Origin of the sequence: Anaerostipes butyraticus, assembly GCF_016586355.1 — a bacterium.
GTDB lineage: Bacteria > Bacillota > Clostridia > Lachnospirales > Lachnospiraceae > Anaerostipes > Anaerostipes butyraticus.
The window spans coordinates 1-315 of sequence record NZ_BLYI01000032.1; the positions used below are offsets into that span (position 1 = coordinate 1).

General features: G+C 51.4%; 1 tRNA gene and 1 rRNA gene. Both read right to left on the reverse strand.

The features are described from left to right. Positions 1–29 precede the first annotated feature (29 nt). Positions 30–102, reverse strand: a tRNA-Asn gene (locus tag JMF81_RS08140). A 64-nt stretch (positions 103–166) separates the two neighbouring features. Beyond that, positions 167–315: ribosomal RNA gene (locus tag JMF81_RS08145) — 23S ribosomal RNA — on the reverse strand; the annotation flags it as partial.

Sequence of the window (315 nt, forward strand, 5' to 3'; positions counted from 1 at the left end):
CTCTCCTGAAGCGCTCTCACGCTTCCCAACTCCCCGAGCCGGGCTCGAACCAGCGACAGCACGGTTAACAGCCGTGTGCTCTACCAACTGAGCTATCGAGGATCATCTGAGATACTCATGTACCTTCAAAACATCATACAAAACCATTCTTACACTCTGCCTTCTTTTGGTCAAAGCCTCGACCGATTAGTGACAGTCAGCTCCATGCGTTGCCGCACTTCCACCTCTGCCCTATCTACCTCGTCGTCTTCAAGGGGTCTTACTACCTTTCGGTATGGGAAATCTTATCTTTAGGGGGGCTTCACGCTTAGATGC